Below are 21,453 nucleotides of genomic sequence, written 5' to 3'. Positions count from 1 at the left end.
GACTGGAGTCCGTCCCGCGCCCCGCCTCACGGGTGTGGGTGTCAGGCGACGATCAGGTAGATCCCGTACGCCACCGCGGCCGCGCAGGCCGCGAAGCACGCGTACGCGCCGGTGACCGCGAGGGCCGCGGAGCCGCCCTGCGTGGCGGCCCGCTCCTGGCGGGAGAGGCCGACGATGCCGAGGGTGAACAGGCCCACCAGGGCCACGGTGGCCACGAGGCTGACCCCGAAGACGGAGCCGAGAGCTGCCCAGTCGATGTCCATGGAGGTTCTTCGCTTCCTTCGTACCCGGGGCGCGGGCTCAGACGGGGGTGGTGGCCGACGGGGCCTTGGAGTCGGACGCGGAGGCCGAGGCGGCGGCCGCCAGGTCCTCGGTCACGCCCGCCGGGGGCGGGGAGACGGCGGCCATCGCCGTGGTCACCACGCCGGACGCCTCGGGCTCGTCGGTGTCGATGACGTTGGTGTGGTCGACGACCTCGCGCCGGGAGAGCTTCCAGATGGCGGCACTCGAGGCGATCAGGAAGACCGCGACGAGGGCGGTGCCCCAGTCACCCAGGCCGCAGACCCACTCGGCGATCGCGGCGACCAGGGCCGCGGCCGGCAGGGTCAGACCCCAGGCGACGAACATCCGGGTGGCCGTGGACCAGCGCACCACGCCGCCCTTGCGGCCGAGGCCCGCACCCATCACCGCGCCGGAGACCGAGTGCGTGGTGGAGAGGGAGAAACCGAGGTGGGAGGAGGCCAGGATGACCGTGGCGGCGCTGGTCTGGGCGGCGAAGCCCTGCTGCGGCTGGAGGTCGGTCAGACCCTTGCCCATGGTGCGGATGATGCGCCAGCCGCCGAGGTAGGTGCCGAGCGCGATGGCGACGCCCGCGGAGAGGATGACCCACATGGGCGGGTCGGAGTCGGGGGCGAGGGAGCCGCCGGCGACCAGGGCGAGAGTGATGATGCCCATCGTCTTCTGGGCGTCATTGGTGCCGTGGGCCAGCGAGACCAGCCCGGCGGAGGCGATCTGCCCGGCGCGGTAGCCCTTCGCGGCGGCCTTGCCGTCGGCCTTGCGGCCGAGCTTGTACGTCAGCCGCGCGCCGAGCAACGCCGCGATGCCCGCGACGAGGGGAGCGGCGATCGCCGGGAGGAGGACCTTGGTGACGAGCGCGTCGCCGTTGACCGCGCCGACGCCCGCCGAGGCGACCGCGGCACCGATCAGACCGCCCATGAGGGCGTGCGAGGAGCTGGACGGGAGACCGACCAGCCAGGTCAGCAGGTTCCAGAGGATCGCGCCGACCAGCGCGGCGAAGATGACCTCGGGACGGATGCCGGTCTCGTCGACGAGACCTTTGGAGATCGTGTTGGCGACCTCCACGGAGAGGAAGGCGCCGACAAGGTTGAGGACGGCGGACATCGCCACCGCCACCTTGGGCTTGAGCGCACCGGTCGAAATGGTCGTTGCCATCGCGTTCGCGGTGTCGTGGAAACCGTTCGTGAAATCGAACGCGAGTGCGGTTACCACCACAATCGCGAGGATCAGCGAGAAGCTTTCCATTTACCCAGGCAATCGTTCGAGGTCATTGGCGCGTCGAACGTAGGTAACCAGAGTGAACGGAAGATGAACTGGGCTGGGCGTCACGGTGACCGGAACCGGCGCCACCGCCTCCCTCTGTGTGCCCGGCCCGATGCTCTCCGGAGACGTGCCTGGCAGGATCGCCGCGCCGCCGGTCCGCGGTGGCGCGGCCAGGGGCGCGGGGCGCCCGGGAGGAGACGGTGACTGTGACGTATTCGGAGGTCGGACAGGGGAGTGGGGACGAGGAACGGGCCGGCGGCGCGGCCGGGGGAGCGGCCTGGGAGGCACTCGTCGCGACGGCCCGGCGCACGGTGGCGGACGGGCTGGTGGTCGGCACGTCCGGCAACGTCTCGGTGCGCGTCGGCGACACGGTGCTGGTCACCCCTTCGGGTGTGCCCTACGACCGTCTGGCCCCGGACGACGTGACCGGCGTCGACCTCGACGGCCGGCAGGTGCTCGGGACTCTCGTCCCCACCAGCGAACTGCCCATGCACCTCGCCGTGTACCGCGCCACCGACGCCCGGGCCGTCGTCCACACCCACGCCGTGCACGCGACGGCGGTCTCGGTACTCGTCCCCGAGCTCCCGCCGGTGCACTACATGACCGCAGCGCTCGGCGGCCCCGTCCGGGTCGCCCCCTACGCGGCCTACGGCACCGACGAACTGGCCCGCAACATGCTCGACGCCCTCACCGACCGCACCGGCTGCCTCCTCCAGAACCACGGCACGCTCACCTACGGCACCTCCCTGGACCAGGCCTACGACCGCACGGCCCAACTGGAGTGGATGTGCCGCCTCTGGCTGACGGCCTCCTCGGTACCGGGCCGCACACCGTCACTCCTGACGGAAGACCAGCTGACGGAGGTGGCGGAAAAGCTCCAGGGGTACGGGCAGCGGCGCTGAGCAACGGCTGCCCGCCCGCCCGCCGGGCCGGGGCGTCCGGCAGCCACCACGGGGCGCGGACCCTGTGTCCTGGCGTCCCGGTGTCCTGGTGTCCCGGTGTCCTGGTGTCCCGGTGTCCTGGTGTCCTGGTGTCCTGGTGTCCTGGTGTCCTGGTGTCCTGGTGTCCTGGTGTCCTGGTGTCCTGGTGTCCTGGTGTCCTGGTGTCCCGGTGTCCTGGTGTCCCGGTGTCCCGGTGTCTGGTGTCCCGGCGTCCTGGTCCTCGCGTCTCCGCCGCCGGACCTCGGGACCAGGCGTACAGATCCTTGCGTCTTGGCCGCCCCGGAACGCGCACCGCGGCCCCCGGCTCCGCACCCTCCTGCGGCCCGGGCGTCACACCCGGCACCCGCACCCGACCCCGCGCATCCGCCTTGGGCTCGCGTGCCACACACCCCGCGTCCCAGCCGCGTGCCCAGCTCCACGCGTCCAGCCTCCGCGCCCCGGGGCTCCGTGCTCCCCGCCGACCGGCACCCCAGGTTTCGCACCCGGCATCCCGCACTCGCCCCGCAAGCGCCGGTTGCCGACCATCCGGTCGGCGGTCGGCGGTCGGCGGTCCGCGGTCGGCGGTCCGCGGTCGGCGGCGGCGCCCGGCGACCCGTGTCGGCGGAACGGGCGGTCGGCGAAGCGCGTACCGCGCGGCTTCGGGGGTATCGGGAGCGAGACCGACCCATGGCTCCCCGGCCCGGCCGGCGCCCCCGGCGGGGCCCGTCACTCTCCGCCGCCCGCCCGCTGGCCGCCCAAGGACTCCACCAGGAGACTGGCCCCATGCGCACTGTCACAGCAACGGCCGCCGCCGTCACCGCAGCCCTGGCGGCCGGTGCGGCGAGCGTCGCCGCCGGCCGGCTCGCCGGCGACGCCGCGCTCAAGGCGTCGCCCGGCCGGCCCCTGCCCACCGAGCCCCGGCTCACCGTGCACGGCACCGCCGCCGGGCAGATCACCCTCACCCGGGATCTGGCCGCGCTGCGCCCCGGCCGGTACGGCCTCGCGGGCGACGGCTCCCACGCGGTCGTCGGGCCGGTCCTCGGCACCGTCGAACACGGTGCCGACACCGTCGTACGCCGACTCGAACGCGTCACGCACGGCACCCTCGCCGCCGGCGACCGGGCGTGGTTCACCCCGAACCTGTACGTCGGAAACCCGGGCGCCGCCCTGGACCTCGAGTACGCCGACGTGGAGGTCCCCGGCGAACTCGGCCCTCTCCCGGCCTGGTTCCTGCCCGGTGCCCGTCCGACGTGGATCATCGCCCTGCACGGCCTGGGCGCCACCCGGGAACACGCCATGAACCTGATGGCCCCGCTGCGACGTCGGAACGTCCCGGTGCTCGCCCTCGCCTACCGAGGCGACGTCGGCGCCCCGCCCTCGCCGGACGGCCTGCACCACTTCGGCGAGACCGAGTGGCGCGACGTGGACGCGGCGATCCGCTACGCCCTCGGCCGCGGCGCCCGACAGGTCGTGCTGCTCGGCTGGTCCACCGGCGCCACCATGGCCCTGCACGCCGCCGCGCTCTCCGGCGTGCGCGAGGCGATCGCCGGACTCGTGCTGGACTCCCCGGTGCTCAGCTGGGAGACCACGCTGCGTGCGCTGGCCACCGCCCGCCGCACACCGGGCGCCCTCCTGCCGCTCGCCGTCCGCGCCGCACAGGGCCGCGCCGGGCTGCGCGCCGACCACGACGCCGGCACCGCAGGCCTGCACCGCCCGGCGGTCCCGACCCTGATCTTCCACGGTCCCGACGACACGGTGGCCCCCTGGCGGCTCTCCCGCCGCCTCGCCGACACCCACCCGCGCCTGGTCGCCCTCCACCCGGTCAAGGGCGCCCCGCACGGCGCCATGTGGAACGCCGACCCGGAGGACTACGAAGAGACCCTGCGCCGCTTCATGACCCCACTGGTGTGACCCCGGCGCACCTCCGCCGCACCGCGCGTCCCTCCGGTTCCGTTTAGCGCCGTACCACTGGCCTGTTCCTCTGCCCGGACGGCGTCCTGGACCCGTGCGTCCGTCGTGCCGGACGCCCACCACGGCATTCCGTTTGGGTTTTCGGACCGTCAACCGGAAGACTGCACCCGTGACGTCCCGTATCCCGCGCGACTCCAGGCTTCGACTCGTCCGCCCGCGACCCCTGGCCGCCGCCCCCCAAGCGATGAACCAGCGGCGTCCGCGCCGCGCCGCGCCGCGACCCCCGGAGGGCACACCGGCCCGGTCGGAGCTGGCCAGAATGGCCCGCTCCGTCCTGGCCGACGCGGCCCGTGTCGCCCGCTGGGCCGACACCGCTCTCGGCCCCGGCCGCGGCAGCGCGACCGCCGACGGCAAGGCCACCCTCTCCGACGCGACCGCCGACCAGGCGGCCGGGGAACTGGGCCTGACCGCGGTCGAGGTCCGCAACGACTGGGACACCGCCCGGCTCGCCGGACTGATCGAGGTGCACGGCGACAGCGCCCGCCCCGGCTGGCGGCTGCGCGCCTGGAACCGCGACGACAGCGCCGTACTGCGCGGCTGGGTCGCCCTCTTCGACGCCTGGTCGCTCGCCCACCCCGAGCCCGCCGGGCAGGAGCCCGCCGCCGTGGCCGAGGTCATCTCCGCGATGCCCCAGGTCCTCTCCTTCCTCCAGCTGTCCGCCGGCCCCGTCCCGGTGGCGCAGCTCCTGGACCTGCTGGAGCAGCGAGTCACCGAACTGCGCACCGAGCGCTGCGAGGTCCCCTACGGCCCCCGCCTCGAGTCCGGAACCCCGCAGCCCCCTTTGGCCGCGCCGCTTCCGGACGCCGTCTCAGACACCCCGCTCGCCCCCCTCCTCGACTGGGCCCTGCACGCCATCGCCTCCGTCGGCGCCCTCACCTGCGGCGACGGACACGCCACACTCACCCCGCTCGGCAGCTGGGCGGTCTGGGTCAAGCTGGAGCAGATCTGCGTCGCCGCGCAGAGCCCGGCCGGCAACATCGAGCAGTCCGCCGAGGACATGCTCCGCGGCTGCGCCCAGCTCCGGCCCAACGCCGCGCGCGCCGAGTACCGCGCCTGGCTCGCCGCCCGCCCCGTCGGCAGCGCCGTCGCCGAACTGCTCGGCGGCGCCCGCGGCGAGGACGCCCTGCTGCGCGGCCTCGCCTTCGACGCGCTGCGCGTCGTCGGCGCCCCCGCCGAGCCCGACGTCCGCGCCGTCCTCGACGAGCCGACGCTGCGGCCCTACGCCCTGCTGTGGCTGGCCGAGCACGACGGCGCCGACCCCGAGGACGCCCACGAGGTCCTCACCCGCCAGGAGGCCACGTGGCTGTGGGTCGACACCGCGGCCGCCGTCGCGGACCACGGTGAGGCCCCGCTGCTCGTCAGACACCTGGAGTCCGCGGTGCAGCCCACCGTCCCGGCCCTGCTGGACGAGGTCCGCGCCGTCGGCCATCCCCGCACCGTGCAGGTCCTGGTCGCCCTGGCCGCCGCACACCCCGACCCCGCCCTGGCCAAGGCCGTACGCAGGGCGGCCTTCCAGGTCCACACCGGAGGCAGCTGACCACACCGGACGTCCGCCCCCGCACGATGCGAGGCTCCGCTCCGGCTCCTGGGCCGGTGGCGTCGTACGGACCCGCCCCGCCGGGGGCTACCCGGGAATCTCCGGGGCGTACGTCCCGAAGCTCCAGACGTTGCCCTCCAGGTCGCGGGCCATGTAGTCCCGCGAGCCGTAGTCCTGGTCCGTCGGAGGCATCAGGATCTCCGCGCCGTGCTCCACGGCCCGGCGGTGATGGGCGTCGACGTCCTCCACCGCGACGTACAGCCCCGTCGGCCCGGCGTTCCTCATCGCCTCGTCGAAGCGGCTGCCCGTGCCCTTCGAGCCGAGCATGACCGCGCCGTTGCCCTGGGCCAGCTCGGCGTGGGCCACCGAGCCGTCCTCGCCCTCGTACACGGCGAGTTCCGCGAAGCCGAAGGCCTGGGTGAGCTGCCGGACCGCCGCCTTGGCGTCCGCGTACAGCAGCGTCGGGTAGATGCTCGGACGCCCGCCGTCCATGCCTGCCATGCCGATCACTCCCTTGTGCACCGGTCCTGTGAACCGGTCCGAGCCGGTCCCGGAGGCGGATGCCGTGAAGATCCCACAAGCCCGGAAAATCACGGAATCCAGCCCTGTCGCCCAGTCTCGCACCGCCCACTGACAACGCCCCGGACCCACACCCCCGAACACGGGACCCCCGAACACGGGACCCCCGAACAGGAGACGCTCGACACCGGAACCCGTGAAAAGCGTTTGCACGGCCCCGTTAGACTGGCCCCATGGCCATTCTCCTCGCGCATTAGACGGCGGGAACGTCCTCCAGCCGCCCATCCCGCCAACCACCCGCCCAGGAGTCTGACCGTGATCTCCGCCTCCGGCATCGAGCTGCGCGCCGGTGCCCGCGTCCTCATCGAAAGCGCCACCTTCCGCGTCGCCAAGGGCGACCGCATCGGCCTGGTCGGCCGTAACGGCGCCGGCAAGACCACCCTCACCAAGTGCCTCGCCGGCGAGGGCCAGCCCGCCGGCGGCACCATCACCCGCTCCGGCGAGGTCGGCTACCTCCCGCAGGACCCGCGCACCGGCGACCTCGACGTACTCGCCCGCGACCGCGTCCTGTCCGCGCGCGGACTCGACGTCCTGATCCGCAAGATGCGCGAGAACGAGCAGCGCATCGCGGTCGGCCAGGGCGCCACCCGCGAGAAGGCGCTCAAGCAGTACGAGCGCCAGGAGACGGAGTTCCTCACCAAGGGCGGATACGCCGCCGAGGCCGAGGCCGCCACCATCGCCGCCGCGCTCAACCTGCCCGACCGGGTGCTCGGTCAGCCCCTGCACACGCTCTCCGGCGGTCAGCGCCGCCGTATCGAGCTGGCCCGGATCCTGTTCTCGGACGCGGACACCCTGCTGCTCGACGAGCCCACCAACCACCTCGACGCCGACTCGATCGTGTGGCTGCGCGACTACCTCAGGACCTACCGCGGCGGCTTCATCGTGATCTCCCACGACGTCGACCTGGTCGAGACGGTCGTCAACAAGGTGTTCTACCTGGACGCCAACCGCTCCCAGATCGACGTCTACAACATGGGCTGGAAGCTCTACCAGCAGCAGCGCGAGGCCGACGAGAAGCGCCGCAAGCGCGAGCGGCAGAACGCGGAGAAGAAGGCCTCCGCGCTCCATTCGCAGGCCGACAAGATGCGCGCGAAGGCCACCAAGACCGTCGCCGCGCAGAACATGGCCCGCCGCGCGGACAAGCTGCTGGCAGGCCTCGAGGCGGAGCGGAAGTCCGACAAGGTCGCCAAGCTCCGCTTCCCGGAGCCCGCGCCCTGCGGCAGGACCCCGCTGATGGCCGAGGGCCTCTCCAAGTCGTACGGCTCCCTGGAGATCTTCACCGACGTCGACCTGGCCATCGACAAGGGCTCCCGGGTCGTCATCCTCGGCCTCAACGGCGCCGGCAAGACGACCCTGCTGCGCCTGCTCGGCGGCGTCGAGAAGCCCGACACCGGTGAGGTCGTCGAGGGCCACGGTCTCAAGCTCGGCTACTACGCGCAGGAGCACGAGACCCTCGACCCCGAGCGCACCGTCCTGGAGAACATGCGCTCGGCCAACCCCGACCTCGACCTCGTCGAGGTCCGCAAGACGCTGGGCTCGTTCCTGTTCTCCGGCGACGACGTCGACAAGCCGGCCGGCGTCCTGTCCGGCGGCGAGAAGACCCGCCTCGCACTGGCCACCCTCGTGGTGTCCTCGGCGAACGTGCTGCTGCTCGACGAACCGACCAACAACCTCGACCCCGCCAGCCGCGAGGAGATCCTCGGCGCGCTGCGCACCTACAAGGGAGCGGTCGTCCTGGTCACCCACGACGAGGGCGCCGTCGAGGCGCTTCAGCCGGAACGGATCATCCTGCTTCCGGACGGCGTCGAGGACCTGTGGGGCGCCGACTACGCGGACCTCGTCGCCCTGGCTTGATCGAACGGATGATCCACTGGGTATGGATCATTCGGCCGATCCGTGATCCACCATCTGTGTGAGATCTCCTCATCACGAAGTGTGTCCTACATCGAATTCACGGCCGGGTCCCCACTGCCGGGGGCCCGGCCGTGACGCCTTTCTGACCTGGAACTTCGCGGAAAAACCCGTTCGGCCGTACGGCCTCGATCTCGCGGAATCCCAGATTCCGTATGTGCGGACCCGCTCCTGTCGTCACAACCTTGTCTCATCGACCTTGCCGAATGGGTGGCCATGAAGCCCTGGAGGGGTGATCATGAGGAGACCAGAGCGCACTTCCCATGAGGAGGCACGGGTGGCCGAGACTCTGAAGAAGGGCAGCCGGGTTACCGGCGCCGCGCGCGACAAGCTCGCGGCAGACCTGAAGAAGAAGTACGACGCCGGTGCGAGCATCCGGGCGTTGGCCGAGGAAACCGGCCGCTCGTATGGCTTTGTGCACCGCATGCTCAGTGAGTCGGGTGTCACGCTGCGAGGGCGTGGCGGGGCTACCCGGGGCAAAAAGGCCGCATCGGCCTGATATCCCGGGTGACCCCGAGACTCCGAAAGTGAAGGTGGTCACCCGGCCGGTCGTCAGACCGGCCGGGTGGTTACTGTGCAGTCACTTAGCTCCTCCGTCGTACGGCGTGGAAACCGGCGCACGGCGAGGACGACGACCGCATCTTTCGGAGGCGCCCCATGGCTTCGCCCGCCCACGACCCCGCTCCCGCACTCGACAGGGACGGCGTGCGGCTCACCGTCGACGACGCGATCGCCACGGTGACGCTGACCAACCCGGCCAAGCGCAACGCGCAGAGCCCCGCTCTGTGGCGGGCGCTCGCCGAGACCGGTCGGCTGCTGCCGGGCTCCGTCCGGGTCGTGGTGCTGCGGGCCGAGGGCAAGTCCTTCTCGGCCGGGCTCGACCGGCAGGCGTTCACGCCCGAGGGCTTCGACGGCGAACCGTCGTTCATCGACCTCGCGCGGGGCGGCGACGCCGAGCTGGACGCGACCATCACCGAGTACCAGGAGGCGTTCACCTGGTGGCGGCGCAGCGACATCCTGTCGGTCGCCGCCGTCCAGGGGCATGCCATCGGGGCCGGCTTCCAGCTGGCACTCGCCTGTGACCTGCGGGTCGTCGCCGACGACGTGCAGTTCGCCATGCGCGAGACCAGCCTCGGCCTCGTGCCGGACCTGACGGGCACGCACCCCCTGGTGTCCCTCGTCGGCTACGCCCGCGCGCTGGAGATCTGTGCGACGGGCCGCTTCGTCATGGCCGAGGAGGCGGTGAACACCGGGCTCGCCAACCTCGCCGTGCCCGCGGACCAGCTCGACGGCGCCGTGCGCGACCTGGCGTCGGCGGTCCTGGCCGCGCCGCGCGACGCGGTCATCGAAACCAAGGCGCTGCTCCAGGGCGCCCAGAGCCGGGACTACGAGGCCCAGCGCGCCGCCGAGCGGGCCGCGCAGGGACGCCGGCTGCGCGACCTGGCCGGGCTCGGGGAGTAACCCGGGCGCGGGCCGTGGCGGCGTCCTGACAGCCCGGGAGCGTCCGGCGTCCGGCACCGTCGCGCGGGTCCGGTGGGCGTGGCGGGCATGGTCCGAGGAACCTCCGGGGCCCGGCCCCCCGAGGTTCGAGAGACCTCCGGGGGCGGGCGGGCCCCCTCAGCCGACCTCCGTCACCAGCACCGCCACCGACGGGCGGTCCGGCAGGGCCTCCGCCACCGCCGCACGGACCCGCCGGGCCACCTCCACGGCCCGGTGGTCCGCGTCGACGGCCAGCTCCACCCGGACATGGCGGCGTGGCAGGGCCGGCCCCCGCGACAGCTCCGTGACGTGGACCGGACGGCCCAGCGTCGTCGTGAGCCGGGCCACGCCCGGGACCGACAGCGCGGCGCCGGCCGCCCGGCCCTCGTCCCCGTCTCCCTCCGCGTCCCGCTCCGCCTGACCCGCGGCCGGAGGCTGTCGCGGCTCGTGTCGGGGAGCCGGTTCCTGTTCCGCTTCCGTGGGCGCGTCCAGCAGGGCCGTCGCCCGCAGGTCCACGTCGGTCACCGTCAGGCCGAGCCCCCGTGTCGCCGCGGCCGCCAGCGCGGCGCGCAGCCGGGAGGCCGTCGCCGGCAGTGGCTCGGCCGTCGCCGCGGCCACGTCGACGGTCGCCGCGAAGTCGGCCGTCACCCGCAGAGGGCCGGGCGGCAGGGCGCTCGGTGGTGACGGTACGACCGGCTCGCCCGCGTCCTGCGCACCGGCGGGCGCGATACGCAGACCGCCGGCCCGTACGCCCGCCACGCCCCGGGCCGCGGCCAGCAGGACATCCCGTGCCGCGCGCTCGGCGATCCACGCGCCGTCCCGCGGACCCCCCAGCGGCAGCAGCCTGCCGAGCGCCAACCGCTCCCGCACCGTTCGCGTCCACCCGTCCGACGTCGTCATTCCTCCACCCTGCCGCATCCGCGGCGCGTCCCGCCGCAACCCCACTTACCGTGGGCACAGGACTACGACCGAAAGGGACGTACGGCGATGAGCGACATGGAGAGCCACCGGACAGGGCAGGAAACGATCGAGACTCCCGGGACGGCCAAGGCCCAGACGATTCGGCGCGGTGGCGGAGATCCCGGGGCCCGGGGGCGGACCACCATCGCCGACGGCGTCGTGGAGAAGATCACCGGGATGGCCGCACGCGACGTCGTCGGTGTGCACGCCATGGGCAGCGGCATGTCACGCACCTTCGGCGCCGTGCGCGACCGGGTGCCCGGCGGGACCAAGTCAGGGGTCACGCGGGGCGTGAAGGCCGAGGTCGGCGAGAAGCAGACCGCGCTCGACCTGGAGATCGTCGTCGACTACGGCGTGGCGATCGCGGACGTCGCCCGGGACGTCCGGGAGAACGTGGTCGCGGCGGTGGAGCGGATGACCGGCCTGGAGGTGGTCGAGGTCAACATCGCGGTGAGCGACGTGAAGCTGCCCGACGAGGAGGACGAGGAGCCGGAGCCCCGGATCAAGTGACGTGGACGCGGACCGAGGGGAGCGCACGATGAGCATGGCCGTGGTCGGCATGATCGCCGGCATGGCGCTGGGCTTCGCCGGGTATTTCGGCGGATTCGGCGCCTTCCTGCTGGTGGCGGCCCTGGGGGCCGTCGGGTTCGTGGTCGGCCGCCTCCTGGAGGGGGACATGGACCTCGGTGACTTCTTCCGTTCCCGCGACGACAGGCGGCGGTGACAGGCGTGAGCGGCGGGGCCGGTGAGCTCCCCGGACCCCGGGCCGTCGTGCCGCCGGGCGAGCGCGGTGCCACGCGGATCGCCGACCGGGTCGTCGCCAAGGTCGCCGCCCGCGCGGCGCGCGAGGCGGTCGGCCCGCTCCACCCGGAGGCGGCACGCCCCTACGCCACCGTCGTCGTCCACCACGACACCGCCCGCGTCCGGATCCATCTCGAACTCGACTACCCGTGCGACATCGGCGCCCGCTGCGGACTGGTGCGCCATCAAGTCGTCCAGCGGGTACGTGCGTTGGTGGGCATGGCGGTGCCGGAGGTGGCCGTCCACGTGGAACGGCTGCACCTGACGGCGGAGCACGGAGCGACACAGGGGAGGACGCGATGAGCGAGCCCCGGGAATCCCAGGGCCCGGCGGACTCCGGGGGCGGCGTGGGCCCCGAGGGCAGCACGCGGCGCCTGCCCGTCATGGAGCCCGCCACGGGACCCCTCATGACGAAGGAGCCGCCCGGCACCGAGCCCCCGCCCGCGTCCGGCGGGGACTCGGGCGGACCAGCGGGCCGCTTCTGGTCCGTGCGCCGCGTCCCCGCCGGCGTCGTCGCGCTCCTGCTCCTCCTCGTCGCCGGTGCCTTCCTCTACGACGTCACCGCGGTGCGCGCCGGCCGGTCCGCCCTCGGATGGCGCCGCGAACTGGCCCGGCAACTCGCCGACCGGCCCCTCGACAACACGTGGGTGCTGGTCGGCGCGGGAGTCGCCACGGCCCTGGGGCTCTGGCTGCTCGCCCTGGCCCTCACTCCGGGCCTGCGGAAGGTGCTGCCGATGCGCCGTACCCACCCGGACGTACGCGCGGGGCTCCACCGGGACGCCGCCGCGACGGTGCTGCGCGACCGGGCCATGGAGGTCGCCGGGGTGCAGTCGGCACGGGTACGCGTGCGCCGGCGCAGGGCCCGCGTGCGCGCGCTGTCACACTTCCGGGAACTGGACGACGTACGGACGGATCTGGACGGCGTGCTCCAGGACGCGGTGCGCGGGCTGGGGCTGGCCCGGCCGCCCGCCGTGTCCGTACGGGTGGCGCGGCCCGGACGGAAGAGGTGAGAGCGGTGCTCAGAACCGTCGACCGTGTGCTGCTCGGGCTCGTGGGCCTGGTCCTGGTCGCCCTCGGCGGCTCGGTACTGGCCATCGGCCTGGGCGCCTCCGCGCCGTCCTGGTGGCTCCACGACGGGCCGCACGACGTGCTGCTCAGCGCCACCGAGCGGACCCGGTGGCGGGACGCCGGCTGGTGGTGGCCGGCCGTCATCGCCGTACTCGCCGTCCTGCTGCTGCTGGCCCTGTGGTGGCTGGTCGCGGTGGTGCGCCGCCGCCGGCTCGCCGAGGTGCTCGTCGACACCGGCGACGGCGACGGCGCGGTGCTGCGCGGCCGGGCCCTGGAGGCCGTCCTCGCCCAGGAGGCGGAACGGACGGACGGGGTCGAGCGGGCCAAGGTCCGGCTCACCGGCCGTCGCAGCGCTCCGGCGAGCCGAATCCGGCTGCTCCTGGCACCTCACGTGGACCCCGGCGCCGCGCTGGACGACCTCACCGCCCACGCCCTGACCCACGCCCGCGTCTCGGCGAACCTCACGACCCTCCCCGCGGAGGTCCACCTCCGGGGCGTCAGACACGGGGCCGAGCGGGTCGGCTGAGCCCTGTGCGGGCCCCGGACCCATGGGCCCTGGGCCTTGGACCCAGGCCCCCTGGCTTGGCGACAGGCGACAGGCTCAGAACCCGTGCCGTACCCCGCCGTCCACCGGCAGCATCACGCCCGTCACGTACGACGCCGCCGGGGAGAGCAGGAACGCCGCCGCGCGGCCGAACTCCTCCGGGGCGCCGTAGCGGCGCAGCGGGATACGGGACTCGGCGGCCGCCCTGGTCGCCTCCGGGTCGGCGGACAGGCCGTCCAGCTCGCGCACCCGGTCGGTGTCGACGCGGCCCGGCAGCAGGCCGACGACACGGATGCCGCGCGGGCCCAGTTCGTCGGCGAGGGACTTGGCGAAGCCGGCCAGTCCCGGCCGCAGGCCGTTGGAGATGGTCAGGCCCGGAATCGGCTCGTGCACCGAGCCCGACAGCACGAAGCCGATGACACCGCCCGGCTCCAGCTCCGCCGCGGCCGTGCGGGCCAGCCGCACCGCGCCGAGGAACACCGACTCGAACGCCACCTGCCACTGCTCGTCGGTGTTGTCGGCGACGAACCCGGGCGGCGGCCCGCCCACACTGATCAGTACGCCGTCGAAGCGGCCGAAGTGCTCACGGGCGGTCGCGACCAGCCGGTCGGCGGTCCGGGGGCCGGCGTTGTCGGCGGCCACCCCCACCACGTCCGGGCCCAGCGCGGCCGCCGCGTCGGCGACGCTCTTCTCGTCCCGCCCCGTGACGACCACCTTCGCGCCGTCGGCGACCAGCTCGCGCGCCGCCGCGTTGCCCAGGCCGCGGGTGGCTCCCGTGACGACGTACACCCGGTCCTTCAGTCCAAGATCCATGGTCCTATCCTGCCCCCTCGTCCCCGAACAGGGCGAGGGCCGTGTTCACCAGGCCGATGTGGCTGAACGCCTGCGGGAAGTTGCCGAGCTGGTGGCCGGAGACCGGGTCGTACTCCTCGGCCAGCAGCCCCACGTCGTTGGCGAGTCCCACCAGCCGTTCGAACAGCTCCCGGGCCTCCTTCGTCCGGCCGGTCGCGTGCAGCGCGTCGGCGTACCAGAAGGAGCACACCAGGAAGGTCCCCTCGCCGCCCGGCAGCCCGTCGACCGGGTCACCCTCGGTGCTGTAGCGGCGCACGAGTCCGCTCCGGGTCAGCTCCTCGCCGATGGCGTCGACCGTGCCGACGACCCGCGGGTCGTCCGGCGGCAGGAAGCCCAGGCGGGGGATGAGCAGCAGGGAAGCGTCCAGCTCCGACGAGCCGTAGGACTGGGTGAAGGTGTTGCGCTCCGGGTCGTAGCCCTTCTCGCACACCTCGCGGTGGACCTCCTCGCGCAGCGCGCGCCAGCCGTCCGGGTCGCCCCCGCCCAGTTCGGGGTGGTCCTCCAGGGTGCGCACCGCCCGGTCCAGGGCCACCCATGTCATCACCTTCGAGTGCACGAACTGCCGGCGTCCGCCGCGCACCTCCCAGAGCCCCTCGTCGGGCTGCCGCCACGCCGTGGCCAGGAAGTCCATCAGGGCGCACTGCAGCTGCCACATCTGCGGCTGGGGATGCATGCCCGCCAGCCGCGCCAGCGACAGTGAGTCCATGACCTCGCCGTACACGTCCAGCTGGAGCTGGTTCACCGCGTCGTTGCCGATCCGCACGGGCGTCGACCCGGCGAAGCCGGACAGCCACGGCAGTTCGAACTCGGGCAGCCGCCGCTCGCCCGCCAGGCCGTACATGATCTGCAGGTCCGCCGGGTTGCCCGCGACCGCCCGCAGCAGCCAGTCGCGCCAGGCCTCGGCCTCCTCCAGATATCCGGCCGACAGCAGGGCGCCCAGGGTGAGGGTGGAGTCGCGCAGCCAGCAGAAGCGGTAGTCCCAGTTGCGCACGCCGCCCGGCTCCTCGGGCAGCGAGGTGGTGGGGGCGGCCACGATGCCGCCGGTCGGCTTGTAGGTGAGCGCCTTGAGCGTGATCAGGGAGCGGACCACGGCGTCCCGGTGCGGGCCGTCGTAGCCGCAGTGGGCGGCCCAGGCCCGCCAGTCCTCGAGGCTGTGCTCCAGCGACACGTACGGGTCGATCACCGGCGGGCGGGACTCGTGCGAGGGGTGCCAGGTCAGGACGAACGCGACCTTCTCGCCCGCGGCGACCGTGAACTCCGCGTGCGTTCCGAAGTCCCGGCCCCAGCTGCGCACCTCGGGCTCGCTGCGCAGCCACGCCGCGTCCGGCCCGGCGACGGCCACCCGGTGTCCGTCGGCCCGGCGCATCCACGGCACGATCGAGCCGTAGTCGAAGCGCAGCCGGAGCACACTGTGCACCGTGACCTCACCGCTCAGGCCCTCCACGACGCGTACGAGGTCCGGGGCGCGGTCGCGCTGGGGCATGAAGTCGGTGACCCGTACCGCGCCGTCCTCGGTCTCCCACTCGGTGTCCAGGACGAGGGTGTCCGGCCGGTAGGCACGCCGGGTGCAGCGCTCGGCGCCCTTGGGCGCGATGCGCCAGTGGCCGTTGTCCTCGTCGCCGAGGAGTTTGGCGAAGCAGGCGGCGGAGTCGAAGCGGGGCAGGCAGAGCCAGTCCACGGAGCCGTCCGTGGAGACCAGTGCGGCGGTCTGCTGGTCGCCGATGAGCGCGTAGTCCTCGATGTGGGGGTGCACGGGCTCCGTCTTCCCGACGGGGAGCGGAGCAATCGGATCCGCTTCCGCGGCCCGCCGGCCGATCGATCGTCCACCCCGCACGAGCCACCGGCTTCACCGCGACCGGCTGCACGAGCCACCGGCTGCACGGCCACCGGTCGCACCGACACCGGTCGCACCGCCACCAGCTATACCGCCGCGGGCTCCGCCTCCGTGGTCTCCTGCTCGTCCTGCTCGTCCTGTGAGGCCCGGTCCCGGGCCTCACGGCGGGCCAGGATGAACCAGCCGACCGGGACGCCCGCGGTGAACAGCCACCACTGGACGGCGTACGCCATGTGGTTGCCGATGCCGTCGTGGTCGGGCTCCGGGATCCGCTCGGGTGTGTCCCCCGCGGGTTCGGGATCGGTCAGCTCGACGTAGCCGCCGAGGACGGGCTCGCCGAGGCGCTCGGCCTGCTGTCCGCTGTTGATCAGCATGACCTGGCGGTCGGGCAGACCCTCGACGTTCTTGATCCCGCTGCCCTCGGTCGTCTGGTCGGGCATCAGCCGGCCGGTGACGGTGATCTCGCCCTCCGGGGGCGCCGGGATCTTCGGGAAGGCGGTCTGGCTCGCGCCGTTCGACGGGATCCAGCCCCGGTTGACGATCAGCACCTTGCCGTCGTCCAGGACGAAGGGGGTCAGGACGTGGTAGCCGACCCGGTCGTCCGCGTTGGTGCGGCGGCGCACGACGACCTCGTCGGCCCGGTCGAAGTGCCCCTTCGCGGTCACCCTGCGGTAGCGGTGCTCGTCGTCGACCTTCGCTCCCGGCGAGGTCATGGACTCGACCGGCACGGGATCCGCCGCCAGGGAGTCCGCGATCTCCCCGTTCAGCTCGACCCTGCGCTCGTGGCGGTGCAGCTGCCAGAAGCCCAGCTCGATCATCGTCGGGACGAGCGCGAGGACCACGAGGGTGAGGATCACCCACTGGCGGGACAACAGGAACCGGTACACGCGTCGACGGTACCTCGGCCGGGATCGTCCCTCGCGGGGAGGTCCCCGCGAGGGACGTGACCCCCGCGTCCGCGCGGAGCGCGTTCGGCGTCGATACCGCGGCGTGGGTGCGACGACGGCTTCGCCCGGCGCTCACGCGAAGCGCTCAGACCTTGTCGACGACCCCCGCTCTCCCCTCGGCACGGGCGCAGTGGGCGCCGCAGTACCAGTGGCCCTCGACCTCGACGCCCTGGCCGATGATCTGCACCCGGCAGTGCTCGCAGATGGGGGCCATCCGGTGGATCGCGCAGGAGAAGCAGTCGAAGACGTGCACCGCTCCCTGGGCGTGGACCTCGAAGGTCATTCCGTAGTTGTTGCCGCAGACTTCACATGTCGCCATGCGCCACAGGGTGAGCCGTCGCCGCGACGCGGGCGAGCGGACGGCGGGCGAGTCGCCCGGAATCACCCGTCCGTACGGCTCACGCGCGGCTCAGCCGTCCGCGGGCTCGACATCCGCCAGCAGCTGACCGAACGCCGCCTCGTCCACCACCGGCGTGCCGTACTGGCGGGCCTTGACCACCTTCGACGTGCCCGAGTCCGGATCGTTGGTGACCAGCAGGCTGGTCAGCCGGGACAGACTGGTGGCGACATGCAGTCCGGCCTCGGTCGCGCGGTCCTCCAGCAGGTCCCGCTCGACGGAGGTGTCACCCGAGAAGGCGACCCGCATGCCCTGCTTGAGCCGTTTGCCCTCTTCGTACCGGCCCGGGTTGGGATGGGGGCACGCGGGCCTTTTGCGGGAGGGGCGCCAACTGGTCGGCCGGGAGCCGCCGTAGCCCGCCTGCTGCCCGATCACAGGCGCGGGCCGGTCCGACCACTCGGTCAGCGGCCGGCACTCGTGCAGCGGCAGCCGTACGCCGCCGGCCGCCGCGGCGAGCAGACTGGGCCGGAACGCCTCCGCCAGCACGCGCGCGTCGTCCAGCGCGTGGTGCGCCCGCTGCTGTACGACGCCGAAGTGGGCGGCCAGCGACGCCAGCTTGTGGTTGGGCAGGGGCAGGCCCAGTTCCTTGGAGAGCGCGATGGTGCACAGCCGCTGCCGCACCGGCGCCTCGCGCTTCGCGCGCGCGTACTCGCGGGCGATCATCTGCCAGTCGAAGACGGCGTTGTGCGCGACGAGTACCCGCCCGTCGAGCCGGGCCGCGAACTCCTCGGCGACGTCCGGGAAGAGCGGCGCACCCCGGAGCGCCTCGCTCGTCAGCCCGTGTATCCACACCGGGCCCGGGTCCCGCTGCGGATTGACCAGGGTGTACCAGTGGTCCTCGACCTCGCCGCGGGCGTCCAGCCGGTAGACGGCCGCGGAGATGATGCGATCGTCGCGGGCCAGGCCGGTGGTCTCCACGTCGACGACCGCGTATCCCTGCGGATACGCGGTCGGCCACGTCGTGGCGGACGACGCTGCGGTCGTGTGGTCTTCGAGCATGGTCCATGAGGATACGGGCCGCGACTGACACTGCGCCCCGGCAGGTGCGCCGCGCCACCCGGCGAAACGGTTCCCCCGTCAAGTTCCGCGCGGTGGGGGAGGGTTGCGGTGAGACGGCGTGAGAAGGCGTGAGGAGACCCGCGGAAGCGGGTGCGGAGACGAGTGCGAAGTGTCGGTACGAGGCGGGCGACACGCCGCCTGTCGGCCTCCCGCGTGTGACGCGACGCACGCACGACGAGCCCCGGGCCGGACGCCCCGCGGGGTCACCACCGGATCGGTACCGGAAGGGCCGTCAGGAGTCCCGACACCGCGACCACCACACCCAGGGCGACGACCTCCGCGCGCGCGGGAGAGCAGGCGGCCAGCGGGTCGGCCGCGCGGCTCAGCCGGATTCTGGCCCACAGGGCGAGGGCGGCGACGGCGGCCACGAGGATCACCTTGGCGAGCAGGACCCGCCCGTACGCCGTGTCCGTCAGCTGGTCCATGATCGTGCCCGCCGGCATCCGGCGCAGCGAACTGCACACCCCCGTCGCCGTGATGGCGGCGAGCAGAACGGCCGCCACGCGCGCGTAGAGCCCGAGCAGGGCCGGACCCGCCTCGGCGCCCCGCCACCGCCGCAGGGTCCGCAGCGCGTACAGCAGACCGCCCACCCACAGCGACGCGCACGTCAGATGGACGAGGGTCAGGCCGGAGCCGATCAGCGGGCTGTACTCGGTCGTGGGGTGTGCGCGCAGCGCCTCCGCGACGACCACGGCGGCCAGCGGCCAGACCTGGAGGCCGGGCCGGCGCGAGGTGGCGCACAGACCGGCCGCCAGGAAGGCGTTGACCTCCAGGAGCGCGAGCTTGCCGTCACGGGACTCGTAGAGGCCGCCGACGTCGATGGCGGCGACGCTGTCCGGCACCAGATTGCCCGTGGCCACGACCGACGCCAGGCCCAGCGCGGCGACGAAGCCCGCGGCGGCCGCGTACGGCGACCAGCCGCGGGGCCGCTCGGGGGGCGCGTCGGGGAGCGACCGGGCCAGCCGGTTCACGAAGAGCTCGCCGAGCGGAACGCTCAGCGCGGCGAAGAGCACCGTGCGCAGCAGGGCTATCCCGCCGGTGCCGGGGGCTTCGGCCTCCCCGGTGCCGTGCAGGGCGGGAGACGGGCCGAGGACGGGTATCAGAGCGGCCAGCACCACCAGCACGAGCACGGCCGCGGTCCGGCCGGCGCCGGAGGGCCGTGCGTGCCGTCCGGTGTCGGCGGTCCGGGACGGGGGTCTTGTCAAGGTCACCTCGAGATCTTCACCAGCTCCCCCAGATCCGGGCAAGTTCCGGAAAACAACTGGCGGTCCGGCATTCCGTACATGAGGACGTTTTCGGCCGCCGTACGGTTCGAGAAGGCCCGGGAAAGGGTGAGGAACGCGTCACACCCACCGCGCGGCGTCCGCGCCCCAGGGCCCCGGCGGCCGGGCCCAGTCGGCCGGGCCGCCGGTGAAGGACACCGGCGACAGGGCGTACCGCAACCGCCCCAGCCGGCTCTCCCGCTCCGCGAGCCAGGGATCGGGCCCCGGGTACGCGGCGCCGCCGACGTCGTTCGCGTCGCCGTCCCTGCCGTCCGTGCCGTCCGTGCCGTCCGTGCCGTCCGTGCCGTCCGTGCCGTCCGTGCCGTCCGTGCCGTCCGTGCCGTCCGTGCCGTCCGTGCCGTCCGTGCCGTCCGTGCCGTCCGTGCCGTCCGTGCCGTCCCTGCCGTTCGCGCCGTCCACGTCGTCCGGCCGGACGGAGCCGGTCAGCCAGGCCGCGGTCCGCGCCAGCGCCACCCGGACGTACCGGCTGCCGCCCTCGTACGACTGCTCGGTCAGCGCCCGCAGCACCCCGGCCGCCAGCAGGTACCCGGTGCCGTGGTCGAGGGCCTGTGCGGGCAGCGCGCCCGGCCGCTCGGACGTCCCCTCCACCGCGGCGATCCCGGTGGCCACCTGCACCAGGCTGTCGAAACCGCGCCGCCCGGCCCACGGCCCGTACGCGCCCCACGCCGACAGCTGCGCCACGACCAGCCCCGGCCTGCGCCCGGCGAGCGCCTGCGGAGACAGTCCGAACCGGTCGAGGGCGCCCGGCCGGTAACCGGTGACGACGACGTCGGCCGCGCCGAGCAGTTCCTCGAACGTCTCCTGACCACGACCGTCCGACAGGCCGAGCGTCGCGGACCGCTTCCCGAAGCCCGTGTCGGCGTGCTGGTCGGACAGCTCCGGCAGTCCCGGCGGATCCAGGCGCAGTACGTCCGCGCCGAGCAGGGCGAGCGTGCGGGTGGCGACCGGCCCCGCGATGACCCGGGTCAGATCCAGGACCCGCAGCCCGGCGGCGGGCAGCAGGGGAGACGCCGAGGAGGACGGGCGGACCGGTGAGGAGGACGGGCGGACCGACGACGTGAACACGCGCGCGGGCGAGGCGTCCAGTCGTCCCCGCTCCACCAGCGGCCGTCGGGCCACGGCCCCGTACTGCCCGGTCGCCGCCCACTGTTCGGGCGTCCGCAGCGCGACGGCCAGTCCACCGGCCGCGTACACGCTCTCCTCGACCTCCAGCGCGGACCGCTCGGCGAGCAGCGACCCCACCGCGGCCACGTCCGCCGGCGCGCTCAGCGCGCCGAGCAGCCGCTCCCGGTGGTGCGGATAGTTGGCGTGCGTCCGGACCCACCCGTCGGCCGTCCGCCACAGCCGCGACAGGGGCGCGAAGGACACCGGCTCCCGTCCGTCGACCCGCAGGTGCCGCTCGCTGGTGAAGGCCGCGGCGACGGCCCCGTCGTCCACCCGCACCCCGGGCACCTCCGCGAGCCCGGCCCGCCGCGCCCCCAGCTCGGACGCGGCCAGCGCACACGCGCCGACGCAGGCCCTCGCCGACTCCCGTACCGGAAGCCGCGCGTCGAGTGCCTCGCGGCGTACGATCTCCGACACCCGGGACACCAGCGCGGGATCGCCCCCCAACGCCGACCACGCCTGCTCGATGCCTCTCATGGGAGCACTATGCGGCGTCGGCCACGCCGGCACCAGAGGCCGACGGCCGCCTCGGCCGCACCTCCTCGTGCACGTCCGGCTCCTGCGGAGCCGAGGCCCGGGCGGCCCGG

General features: G+C 73.7%; 22 protein-coding genes. 11 read left to right on the top strand and 11 right to left on the bottom strand.

Annotated elements, in window-relative coordinates; translation table 11 throughout:
- Positions 1–41 precede the first annotated feature (41 nt).
- Together QC283_RS36800 and QC283_RS36795 are read right to left on the bottom strand one after the other, a co-directional pair.
- Positions 42–263: a hypothetical protein gene (locus QC283_RS36800; RefSeq protein WP_279566138.1), complete on the bottom strand. Its 222-nt coding sequence runs from the start codon at positions 261–263 to the stop codon at positions 42–44.
- Between the two features lie 37 nt (positions 264–300).
- Positions 301–1,542, bottom strand: coding sequence for an inorganic phosphate transporter (locus QC283_RS36795; protein WP_279566137.1), 1,242 nt, complete (start codon positions 1,540–1,542; stop codon positions 301–303).
- Between the two features lie 224 nt (positions 1,543–1,766).
- Between QC283_RS36795 and QC283_RS36790 the strand changes: the two genes are divergently transcribed.
- From QC283_RS36790 to QC283_RS36780, 3 genes are all read left to right on the top strand, one after another.
- Positions 1,767–2,462 carry a class II aldolase/adducin family protein gene (locus QC283_RS36790; RefSeq protein ID WP_279566136.1) on the top strand — a complete coding sequence of 232 codons (696 nt, stop codon included), beginning with the start codon at positions 1,767–1,769 and terminating at the stop codon, positions 2,460–2,462.
- A gap of 801 nt (positions 2,463–3,263) precedes the next feature.
- Positions 3,264–4,391: an alpha/beta hydrolase gene (locus QC283_RS36785; RefSeq protein ID WP_279566135.1), complete on the top strand. Its 1,128-nt coding sequence runs from the start codon at positions 3,264–3,266 to the stop codon at positions 4,389–4,391.
- 169 nt (positions 4,392–4,560) lie between these two features.
- Entirely contained in the window at positions 4,561–5,988 is a 1,428-nt protein-coding gene (locus QC283_RS36780) for a hypothetical protein (RefSeq protein WP_398018358.1), read from the top strand.
- An 87-nt stretch (positions 5,989–6,075) separates the two neighbouring features.
- Here QC283_RS36780 and QC283_RS36775 read toward each other — a convergent pair whose 3' ends face one another.
- Complete coding sequence (locus QC283_RS36775) at positions 6,076–6,489, bottom strand: VOC family protein (protein ID WP_279566134.1); 414 nt, start codon at positions 6,487–6,489, stop codon at positions 6,076–6,078.
- Between the two features lie 333 nt (positions 6,490–6,822).
- Between QC283_RS36775 and QC283_RS36770 the strand changes: the two genes are divergently transcribed.
- From QC283_RS36770 to QC283_RS36760, 3 genes are all read left to right on the top strand, one after another.
- Positions 6,823–8,421, top strand: a complete 1,599-nt coding sequence (locus QC283_RS36770) for an ABC-F family ATP-binding cassette domain-containing protein (RefSeq protein WP_279566133.1) — start codon at positions 6,823–6,825, stop codon at positions 8,419–8,421.
- A gap of 334 nt (positions 8,422–8,755) precedes the next feature.
- Positions 8,756–8,977 (top strand): helix-turn-helix domain-containing protein, encoded by a 222-nt coding sequence (locus QC283_RS36765; protein WP_018567695.1) that lies wholly within the window; start codon positions 8,756–8,758, stop codon positions 8,975–8,977.
- Between the two features lie 158 nt (positions 8,978–9,135).
- Positions 9,136–9,939: an enoyl-CoA hydratase/isomerase family protein gene (locus QC283_RS36760; protein ID WP_279566132.1), complete on the top strand. Its 804-nt coding sequence runs from the start codon at positions 9,136–9,138 to the stop codon at positions 9,937–9,939.
- Between the two features lie 156 nt (positions 9,940–10,095).
- Here QC283_RS36760 and QC283_RS36755 read toward each other — a convergent pair whose 3' ends face one another.
- The gene (locus tag QC283_RS36755) at positions 10,096–10,857 is read right to left on the bottom strand and encodes a nucleopolyhedrovirus P10 family protein (protein ID WP_279566131.1); all 762 of its coding nucleotides are present in this window, start codon (positions 10,855–10,857) and stop codon (positions 10,096–10,098) included.
- Between the two features lie 87 nt (positions 10,858–10,944).
- Here QC283_RS36755 and QC283_RS36750 point away from each other — a divergent pair, with 87 nt between their 5' ends.
- Genes QC283_RS36750 through amaP form a run of 5 tightly spaced genes read left to right on the top strand, consistent with a single transcriptional unit; the run spans position 10,945 to position 13,312 of the window.
- On the top strand, positions 10,945–11,427 hold the full coding sequence (locus QC283_RS36750) for an Asp23/Gls24 family envelope stress response protein (protein WP_279566130.1): 483 nt from the start codon (positions 10,945–10,947) through the stop codon (positions 11,425–11,427).
- A gap of 28 nt (positions 11,428–11,455) precedes the next feature.
- On the top strand, positions 11,456–11,641 hold the full coding sequence (locus tag QC283_RS36745) for a hypothetical protein (protein WP_031047637.1): 186 nt from the start codon (positions 11,456–11,458) through the stop codon (positions 11,639–11,641).
- A complete protein-coding gene (locus tag QC283_RS36740) occupies positions 11,638–12,021 on the top strand; it encodes a hypothetical protein (RefSeq protein WP_279566129.1) in 384 nt (127 codons plus the stop codon). Before QC283_RS36745 ends, QC283_RS36740 begins: the two co-directional genes overlap by 4 nt.
- Positions 12,018–12,728: a DUF6286 domain-containing protein gene (locus QC283_RS36735; RefSeq protein WP_279566128.1), complete on the top strand. Its 711-nt coding sequence runs from the start codon at positions 12,018–12,020 to the stop codon at positions 12,726–12,728. The genes QC283_RS36740 and QC283_RS36735 overlap by 4 nt, the downstream gene beginning before the upstream one ends.
- The gene (gene amaP, locus QC283_RS36730) at positions 12,725–13,312 is read left to right on the top strand and encodes an alkaline shock response membrane anchor protein AmaP (protein ID WP_279566127.1); all 588 of its coding nucleotides are present in this window, start codon (positions 12,725–12,727) and stop codon (positions 13,310–13,312) included. The genes QC283_RS36735 and amaP overlap by 4 nt, the downstream gene beginning before the upstream one ends.
- Positions 13,313–13,387: 75 nt before the next feature.
- Here amaP and QC283_RS36725 read toward each other — a convergent pair whose 3' ends face one another.
- The 7 genes from QC283_RS36725 to QC283_RS36695 form a co-directional block, all read right to left on the bottom strand.
- Positions 13,388–14,143, bottom strand: a complete 756-nt coding sequence (locus QC283_RS36725) for an SDR family oxidoreductase (RefSeq protein ID WP_279566126.1) — start codon at positions 14,141–14,143, stop codon at positions 13,388–13,390.
- Between the two features lie 4 nt (positions 14,144–14,147).
- Entirely contained in the window at positions 14,148–15,935 is a 1,788-nt protein-coding gene (locus tag QC283_RS36720; protein WP_279566125.1) for a glycoside hydrolase family 15 protein, read from the bottom strand.
- Between the two features lie 167 nt (positions 15,936–16,102).
- Entirely contained in the window at positions 16,103–16,903 is an 801-nt protein-coding gene (locus QC283_RS36715; RefSeq protein ID WP_279566124.1) for an SURF1 family cytochrome oxidase biogenesis protein, read from the bottom strand.
- Between the two features lie 145 nt (positions 16,904–17,048).
- Complete coding sequence (locus tag QC283_RS36710) at positions 17,049–17,282, bottom strand: hypothetical protein (protein ID WP_161164690.1); 234 nt, start codon at positions 17,280–17,282, stop codon at positions 17,049–17,051.
- Between the two features lie 90 nt (positions 17,283–17,372).
- Entirely contained in the window at positions 17,373–18,359 is a 987-nt protein-coding gene (locus QC283_RS36705; protein WP_279566123.1) for a DEDDh family exonuclease, read from the bottom strand.
- Between the two features lie 263 nt (positions 18,360–18,622).
- Entirely contained in the window at positions 18,623–19,630 is a 1,008-nt protein-coding gene (locus tag QC283_RS36700; protein ID WP_279566122.1) for a CopD family protein, read from the bottom strand.
- A 132-nt stretch (positions 19,631–19,762) separates the two neighbouring features.
- A complete protein-coding gene (locus QC283_RS36695) occupies positions 19,763–21,343 on the bottom strand; it encodes a CoA transferase (RefSeq protein WP_279566121.1) in 1,581 nt (526 codons plus the stop codon).
- Positions 21,344–21,453 lie beyond the last annotated feature (110 nt).

The sequence above is a fragment of the Streptomyces sp. DH41 genome, assembly GCF_029813785.1.
Classification (GTDB): Bacteria; Actinomycetota; Actinomycetes; order Streptomycetales; family Streptomycetaceae; genus Streptomyces.
The sequence above is the reverse complement of the archived record's forward strand: the minus strand, read 5'-3'. Positions and strand labels throughout refer to the sequence as shown.